At 53.5% G+C, this 1,179-nt stretch carries 1 pseudogene; it reads left to right on the forward strand.

What is annotated here, in order from left to right:
- Nucleotides 1–274: 274 nt before the first annotated feature.
- Nucleotides 275–1,162: pseudogene (locus tag J3361_RS29240) on the forward strand (IS5 family transposase); the annotation flags it as partial.
- Between the last annotated feature and the right edge of the window lie 17 nt (nt 1,163–1,179).

Here is a 1,179-nt window from a genome sequence, read left to right on the forward strand (position 1 = left end):
AGAGGGTGTTTACAAATAAAATGTGCCGTTAGAATGCTCCCAACCCCGCGTTTGTGAATGCATGTCAATGGCCAACATCAAGATAAAACCTGAGCACGAAGGGATTCTGGTTCAAATCGTTGAATCCGATCCAACCATCACGTTAATGGAAATTCGTCGCGAATTTACGCGCAGAACGGGCATGTCGATTACCAAGGGCCCTGTAATCAGGGCGCTTGAGCGGCAAGGTGTAGTGCTCGTTCCCAGCCATAAGGCTGTTGTCATCGAAAAGGCGGCGGTCGAACCACCCAGATATGGTTACACCGATGCCCATCGTCGGCTCGAACCGGAGCAGGATTATCCAAGCAGTTTGACCGACTCAGAATGGACTCTTGTCCAAGATATTTTCGAGAATAAAGGGCGCGGACTACCTCCCCGCATCAGCCGCCGTCTGCTTGTAGATGCATGCTGTTATGTCGTTCGTAGCGGCTGTGCCTGGCGGATGCTGCCCCAACATTTCCCGCGCTGGCAGAACGTCTACCGAACGTTCCGGCGATGGAGCGAGCAAGGCAAGTTTGAAAAAATGCATGATCGTTTGCGTCAGCAGTGGCGCGAACGTGAAGCTCGCGCGGTAGAGCCTACCGCAGCGGTGCTGGATTCACAGTCAACTCGGGGCTCGGCACAAGGTGGTGAAACGGGTTTTGATGGTGGCAAGAAAGTTAAGGGCCGTAAGCGTCATCTTCTGGTCGACACCTTAGGACTGCTACTGGCTGTGAGCGTTACTGCGGCAAATATCCAAGATCATGCGGGGGCCCACCCCATAGTAGCTGACGGATTCGCCAAGTATCCGAGTATCCAAACACTGTACGTAGACAATGGTTACGCCGGGCAATGCGCGCAAACAATCTCGCAGCGTCATGACATTCAAGTCAAAGTTATCAGGCATCCCGCTAACAAAAACGTTGGACGTTGGGTGCACTCTGCGCAGTTGGATCTCTTTACCGTGCAGGCCGACTCGAATGGCTTTGTCCCACAAGCGAAACGCTGGGTCGTTGAGCGATCACATGCTTGGAATGACAGGGCGAGACGCCTTGCGGTTCATTACGATCGGCTACCACGAGTCGCTGAGGCGTGGGTATGGCTGGCTCAGGGCAGAATGCTGCTACGCAGAATGACTGCCTAGTTTTGTAAACACCCTCT

This window comes from Pseudomonas sp. OA65, from assembly GCF_017498305.1.
GTDB lineage: Bacteria > Pseudomonadota > Gammaproteobacteria > Pseudomonadales > Pseudomonadaceae > Aquipseudomonas > Aquipseudomonas zanjanensis.